This window comes from Promicromonospora kroppenstedtii DSM 19349 (genome assembly GCF_000515355.1).
Lineage (GTDB): Bacteria > Actinomycetota > Actinomycetes > Actinomycetales > Cellulomonadaceae > Promicromonospora > Promicromonospora kroppenstedtii.
In genome coordinates this window covers 1,120-1,454 of the sequence record NZ_KI911590.1, presented here as the reverse complement: position 1 = coordinate 1,454, position 335 = coordinate 1,120, and positions in this window count along the sequence as shown.

Here is a 335-nt window from a genome sequence, read left to right as displayed (position 1 = left end):
GACACCCTTGGCCTCGTCGATCGCGCGGTTGCGCGCCGCGTAGGTGCCGGCGTTCTGGGTCTGCACCAGGACCCACGACGTGCAGGCCACCCCGAGGGGTCATCCCCCAGGGGGCCGTATCGATGCCTGGGCGGGCCGTGAGCGGCCTACCAGCGTCGGGTGGTGGGGAGCCGCGTCTCGTGTCTGCCGTCGTTCCTGCGGCTGTTACAGCGCCTGTGAGCAGGCTTCAGCGGGCCCGTGATGTGCCCGCCGCGTGCCAGTGGCGTTACGTGGTCGGCAGTGAAGGCCATCGCGTCGAGGTGGTGCAAGGACCAGTCGAAGGGTTGACCGCACAG